The 6,151-nt window shown below is 63.4% G+C and carries 4 protein-coding genes and 1 pseudogene; 3 read left to right on the plus strand and 2 right to left on the minus strand.

Annotation, left to right across the window (positions count from 1 at the left end):
• Positions 1-2,233, minus strand: a pseudogene (locus EN993_RS29275) (autotransporter outer membrane beta-barrel domain-containing protein); the annotation flags it as partial.
• A gap of 348 nt (positions 2,234-2,581) precedes the next feature.
• On the opposite strand from EN993_RS29275, the gene EN993_RS29280 reads away from it, so the two are divergent.
• From EN993_RS29280 to EN993_RS29290, 3 genes are all read left to right on the plus strand, one after another.
• Entirely contained in the window at positions 2,582-3,541 is a 960-nt protein-coding gene (locus EN993_RS29280; protein WP_127265525.1) for an AraC family transcriptional regulator, read from the plus strand.
• 131 nt (positions 3,542-3,672) lie between these two features.
• On the plus strand, positions 3,673-4,470 hold the full coding sequence (locus EN993_RS29285) for an outer membrane protein (protein WP_245469003.1): 798 nt from the start codon (positions 3,673-3,675) through the stop codon (positions 4,468-4,470).
• 69 nt (positions 4,471-4,539) lie between these two features.
• Positions 4,540-5,256: an outer membrane protein gene (locus tag EN993_RS29290; RefSeq protein WP_127265526.1), complete on the plus strand. Its 717-nt coding sequence runs from the start codon at positions 4,540-4,542 to the stop codon at positions 5,254-5,256.
• Positions 5,257-5,421: 165 nt separating this feature from the next.
• Here EN993_RS29290 and EN993_RS29295 read toward each other — a convergent pair.
• On the minus strand, positions 5,422-6,151 hold a 730-nt coding region (locus tag EN993_RS29295; RefSeq protein ID WP_164757886.1), incomplete at its 5' end, for a molybdopterin cofactor-binding domain-containing protein.

The following is a 6,151-nucleotide window of genomic DNA, read 5'->3' on the forward strand; positions in this document are numbered from 1 at the left end:
GGCCGAAAACGCCGGCGCCTGTGGCTGCGGAGCCTGCCGCGGCGCCGATGTTGAGCGTGCCGGTCGAACCCGCGTGACTGGCAATGGTGACGGTGCCGCCGGCGAAAACCGCGCCGCCGTTCGAAATCGTCAGTGTGCCCGCGCCGTCGAGGCCGACGGCAAGGCCCGCGCTGCTGGTCCAAGTCGAGCCGGTGCCGTCGACCGTCGCCGTGCCGGTCGAGCCTGGATTGTACCCGAGGTAGCCCCAGGCATTGCTGACCGTGCCGCTGTTCAAGACATTCAGTGTGCCGGTTCCGAGGTTGCCGACGTAGAGGTCGCCGCTGTTGGCCCAGATGGAATTCGCACCACCCACGGTCACAGCACCCATACCTGTGCTGACGTTACCGACGAAGCCGCCTGCGCTCTGGATGGTTCCCCCGTTTGAAACCGTCAGTGTGCCGGTGCCTCCGGTGCCGATGAACAGCGCTGAGCTGTTGATCCAGCTCGAGCCCGCGCCGTCGACCGTGGCCGTGCCAGTCGAGCCCACCGAGTTACCCAGGTGGCCGACCGTGTTCTTGACAGTGCCGCCGCCTTGGATTGTCAGCGTGCCAACGCCGCCTCCGCTGACGCCGACATAGAGAGCTGAACTGCCGTTCCATGTCGAGCCGGCGCCGTCGACCATCGCGGTGCCGACAGAATAGTTCCCGACATAGCTCATGGCGCTGTTGACGGTGCCGCCGTTCGAAATCGTCAGCGAGCCGGTGCCGCTGTGGCCGACAATCAGAAGATTCACACTATTAGTCCATGTCGAGCCGACGCCGTCGACCGTCACCGCGCCAGTGGAGCCCGCTGCTTTGCCAACATAGGCCGAGTCACTGCTGACCGTGCCGCCGCTCGAGACCGTCAGCGTGCCCGTGCCATGATTGCCGACGTTAAGGCTCCCACTGTTGGTCCAGGTCGAGCCGGCGCCCGCGACGGCCACCATGCCGGTCGAGCCCACCGAATTGCCGACATAGGCCGCGTCATTGCCGACGGCGCCGCCGTTGGTGATCGCCAGAGTGCCGGCGCCGTAGTTGCCGACAGTCAACGACCCGCTGTTGCTCCAGGTCGAGCCGGCGCCGTCGACGAAGACCATGCCGGTCGAGCCCGTCGAGTTGCCGACATAGGCCGAGTCATCGCTGACGGCGCCGCCGTTGGTGATCGCCAGAGCCCCGGTGCCGTTGTTGCCGACAGTGAGATCGCCGCTGTTTGTCCAGGTCGAGCCCGCGCCGTCGACCGTCGCCGAGCCGTTTGAGCCAGAGTACTCGCCCACGCTCCCGACAGCATTGCTGACCGTGCCACCATTCAAGATCGTCAATATACCGGCGCCGTTAAAGCCGACGTAAAAGCTGGAGCTGCCAGTCAAATTCGACCCTGCGCCGTCAACCGTCACGATGCCTGTTGAGCCCACGTTATAGCCGAGCGCGCCGGTGGCGTAGCTGACCGTGCCGCCTTTCTGAATGTTCAGCGTGCCGGTGCCCTGGGCGCCGATATAAAGGGCCGAGCTGTTTGTCCAGGTCGAGCCAGCGCCATCGACGGTCACCGTGCCGTTGGAGCCCGCGTGCCAGCCGATGGTGCCTGTCACATTGCTGACCGCGCCGCTGTTGGTGACGCTCAGCGTGCCGACGCCAAGTTCGGCGATATAGAGGTCACTGCTGTTGGTCCAGGTCGAGCCGATGCCGTCGACCGTCACGGTGCCGGTGCCCGCACCGTAACCGACATGACCCACGGTGTCGCTGACAGCGCCGCCGTTCGAGATCGTCAAGGTACCGTTGCTGTTGGTGCCCGAAGCAAGGAAAAGGTCCGAACTGTTGCTCCAGGCCGAGCCTGCTCCAGTCACGGTCACGCTGCCGCTCGAGTCCGAGAGATAGCCCAGATAGCCGGCCGTATCGGCGAGCGTGCCGCCGTTTGTGATCGTCAACGAGCCTGTGTAACTCGCAATGGTGCCGAGAAACACATAGTGCGCGGCCGCATTCGCCGCATTGACCACGGCCGGATTCGGGAACGTCGCGTTGAGAGTAACGTCGTCGCTCGATGTCGGAACGGCGGCGGGGTTCCAGTTTCCGGCGGTAAACCAATCTGTGGAGGCAGCGCCGGTCCATATCTCGGCTGCCGTGGCGGCGATTGGCTGGCCAAGGCCGACCAGTGCGGTCGACGTCAGCGCCAGATACTTCAACGCCTTCGCTTTGCGGCCTCCAAATCTATTCTGCGGCATTCAATCCCCTGACATGACAGTCGTTTCGCCCTGAGGGCTGATATGTCATCGGGGCCAGGCGTTGTCTTGGGCAGGGCCGCACCGGAATTGGACTGGAGAGAGGCGTCGTGCCTTTTCCGCGCACTGTGGCAGTTTTGCGCCATCGAGTGCGACGCTTTACGGATATCTCCGATTTTTTCCGGAATTGCGTCAGCCAAATCGACGAAGTTCGGGAAAATTCTTGTCCAAAACAGCAATGAAATTGTCGTCCATGGCGGAAGTACTTCTTGCTCTGGACAAGCCATTATCTGGTCCAATACGGTGCATGTCTAAAGTGAAGGCGCATATAGAAAAGGCCCCGGATATCCGTTGCAAAAGAATGTCTTCTCATCGGTCGATTTGCCGTCGCATCTGGACCACCGCGCGCGGTTCGCGCTCTGGCAGGACATCCACGTCGCCGAGATCTGGTCGGTCGAATATACGATTTCCGAGAAGCTGTCGTTCCAGGCCGCCATCGAAGCCACGGCCGTCGGGTCGCTGGTGCTTGGGCAGATGGCCGGGACGATCCGGCATGCCAGCCGCAAGGCGAGCAACATCGCCGCCGACGGCCGCGACGGCTATCTGCTGCTGGTCAACAATGGCGATACGGTGCTCAGCGGCACCCAGATTGGCCGCGACTATCACGTCGGCAAAGGCGAAGCCGCACTGGTCTCGGCTTCGGAAGCGTTGCAGATGACCGGCGGCGACAACAATGTCTGGGCCAATGTGGTGCTGCCGCGCATCGTTCTGGAGAATGCCTTCACGCATGTCGAGGACCGGTTGGCGTTGACCATCGGCGCCGACAACGAGGCGCTCGACATGCTCAAGCGCTATTGCAGCTTCCTGGAAGCAGGTCCCGCCTTGCTGTCTCCCGATCTCATCGGCCATGCCACCGAAACGATCGTCGATCTGATCGGCCTGGCGACCGGCGCCAAGGGCGAGGCGGCCGAACTGGCGGGCCTGCGCGGCCTGCGCGCGGCAAGGCTGCAGGCCATCCTGCAAAAGATGCGCGACAATTTCGCCGATCCCGCCATTTCGGCGCAGAGTGTTGCCGGGCAATTGCGGCTGTCCGTGCGCTACGTCCATGACCTGTTGCAGGAAACCGGGGTGAGCTTTGCCGAGCGCATTCTCGAATTGCGCCTGCAGAGAGCCTATCGAATGCTGTCCGACAGACGCAACGACCGCATGCGGATCAGCGAGATCGCGCTGCTCAGCGGCTTCTCCGACGTGTCCTATTTCAATCGCTGCTTCCGCCGCCGCTTCGGCTCGACGCCGGGCAGTGCCAGGTAGTCTCGCCGACAGCGAATCCCGCCGGATGCACGGCGCGCCCATCGACTGAGGCCGAATGGCCACACCGACCGGGAAAGTGCCGCGGTGCTTTCCCGGTCAATTCGGGTGCAGCCCAGCCCAAGACGCGGCCGGTGGACAATGCAACACCGGATTTCTCGACAACAGCTGGATCTCCGCGGGCATCCGCGCGGCGGCGACCACGACAATTTTGGGGCGGCAGACAAACCATGAAAACTCTTCTTCTCGCTACGGCCTTCATCCTCGCGCCGCTCGGCGTGGCATGCGCGGCTGATGTCACCGAGGCTTCGCCCGCCGGCTACGACTGGTCCGGCCTCTATGCCGGCGTCGACGTCGGCTACGCAGCCGGAAAATCCAATCTGTTCATCGCCGGCGGCGGCATCGGTGGGGCCACTGACCTCAACCTTCCCCTCGATCCAGACGGTTTTATTGGCGGTATTCATCTCGGAGCCAATTACCAAATGGCGAACCGCTTCGTCATCGGCGCCGAGGCTGACCTCATGTATAATAATACAGATGGACTGATACCCCTCGATGCTGGTGGCGGTGGTTTCAGCACATTGCTCAAGAGCGAACTCAAGTGGTCGGGCGCGGCGCGGCTGCGAGCGGGTTACGCTTTCGGTCGAACTTTGCCTTACATCGCTGCCGGCGTGGCCGCGGCAAAGTATGAAGTGACTGCGATCGGCGGCAGCGGCGCCGTTCAAATACCATTCCACGATGAGACCCATGTCGGCTGGACGGTTGGCGCCGGCATCGAGCACGCCTTCACCGACCGGTGGATCGCGCGAGCTGAATATCGCTACTCCGACTTCGGCAGCCAGGACCTCTCGGTGGCTGCTGGTCTGCCCACAGAGACGAGCGTCGATCTCCAGACGCACGATCTGCGGGTCGGTCTCAGCTACAAGTTCTGACCTGCCGTCGTTGAACAAACCCCCGCGCTTTTTTGCGCGGGGGAGGCAATAGTTTCGGGATAGCAAACGATGAAAACCATTCTTCTCGCCACGGCCTTCATCCTCACGCCCGTCGGCATGGCGTTCGCGGCGGACACCAGTGAGGTCTTGCCTGTCGCGGCCACCTACGACTGGTCCGGCGCCTATGTCGGCGCGCAAGCCGGTTACGCCTGGGGGAACGCAAGGGTCGGGCAGGATTTCGCCCCCGGCAGTTTCGACAACTACGGCTGGGGCTATGGCCCGTCCGGTGGCTTCGGCGGCTTGTATGCCGGCTACAGCAAGCAGTTCGACGGCGGGCTGGTTCTTGGCATCGAGGGCGACTACAACTTCGCAAGCGTGAAGGACACCACGCTCTATCGGGCGCTCGGCGTCGATGACCCTGCCTTTGGCGGCGAGCTCGAGCTGGAGTCGGTTGGCACCGTGCGTCTGAGAGCCGGCTATGCGATGGATCGCTGGCTTCCCTTTGTCACCGGCGGCCTGGCCGTGGCAAGCTATAAACACACTACCACCGACATTCCGGGCGGTCCCTATGCCGACGCCAAAGACACCATCACCGGCTACACGCTGGGCGCCGGTGTGGAATACGCCGTCACCGACAATTGGGTGGTCCGCGGCGAGTACCGGTTCGCCGATTTCGGCCGCCATACGTCCCAGCGTCACCTGATCGTCAACGGCGCTCCTCTCAATCCCGACGAGATCGAGTTGACGACGCACGATGTCCGGATCGGTGTTGCCTACAAGTTCTGATTGCTATCTCCCCCCTCGAGGGGGAGATGGCCGGCAGGCCAGAGGGGGTCGGTTCGACTGGGCTCGGCCTGCTGCTGCAGATGAGGTTGGCGCTTTACGCGGCGACCCCCTCTGTCGCCTTCGGCGACATCTCCCCTTCAAGGGGGGAGACAAAGCCGGCGCTGGCTAAATCAGCTTCTCAAGCGTGATCGGCAGATCCCGCACGCGCTTCCCCGTGGCGTGAAACACCGCGTTGGCAATCGCTGGCGCCACGCCGACAATGGCCAGTTCGCCAACACCTTTACCGCCGAGCACGGAGGAATGCAGATCGGGGATGCCGACCGAGATCACCTCGATGTCGGGAATGTCGGCATTGGTCGGCACGAGATAGTCGGCGAGGTTGTTGTTGACGATGCGGCCGTGGCGGCGGTCGACGATGCCTTCTTCGAGCAGCGCCTGGCCGATGCCCATGATGATGCCGCCCTTCCACTGGCTTTCGGCGAGTTTCGGGTTGTAGAGCCGCCCCGAATCCAGCGCCGACACGACGCGTGAGACGCGCACGGTGCCGAAATCCTCGTCGACGCGCACCTCGATGAAATGCGCGCACCAGGAGTGGCGGGAGTAGTCGCCCTCGGTGTGCGGCAGCGCCATGGCGATGGTGGTGTAGTTCTTGTAGCGATCTTCTGGCGTCGAGTTGGCCGGCATGGTGTCGCCGGTGGCTTCGATGTGGTCGCGGCCGACGCTTTTGAGCAGTTCGGCGATCGAGACATCGGGGCCGTCGCCGCGCGGCGAGCCGATACGGCCATTGGCGACGACCAGCGTGTTGGCCTGCAGCGTATGGAAGGGCGAGCGCGGATCGCTGATGGCGAGGCCGACCAGCTGGTCGAGCGCCGATGTCGCCGCCTTGTAGCTGTCT

Source organism: Mesorhizobium sp. M7D.F.Ca.US.004.01.2.1, assembly GCF_003997785.1.
In the GTDB taxonomy this organism is placed as follows: Bacteria; Pseudomonadota; Alphaproteobacteria; order Rhizobiales; family Rhizobiaceae; genus Mesorhizobium; species Mesorhizobium loti.

Excerpts from the sequence above, each read along its gene's own strand:
- EN993_RS29290 (WP_127265526.1), top strand. The coding sequence starts at position 4,540 with ATGAAAACCATTCTTCTCGCCACGGCCTTCATCCTCACGCCCGTCGGC.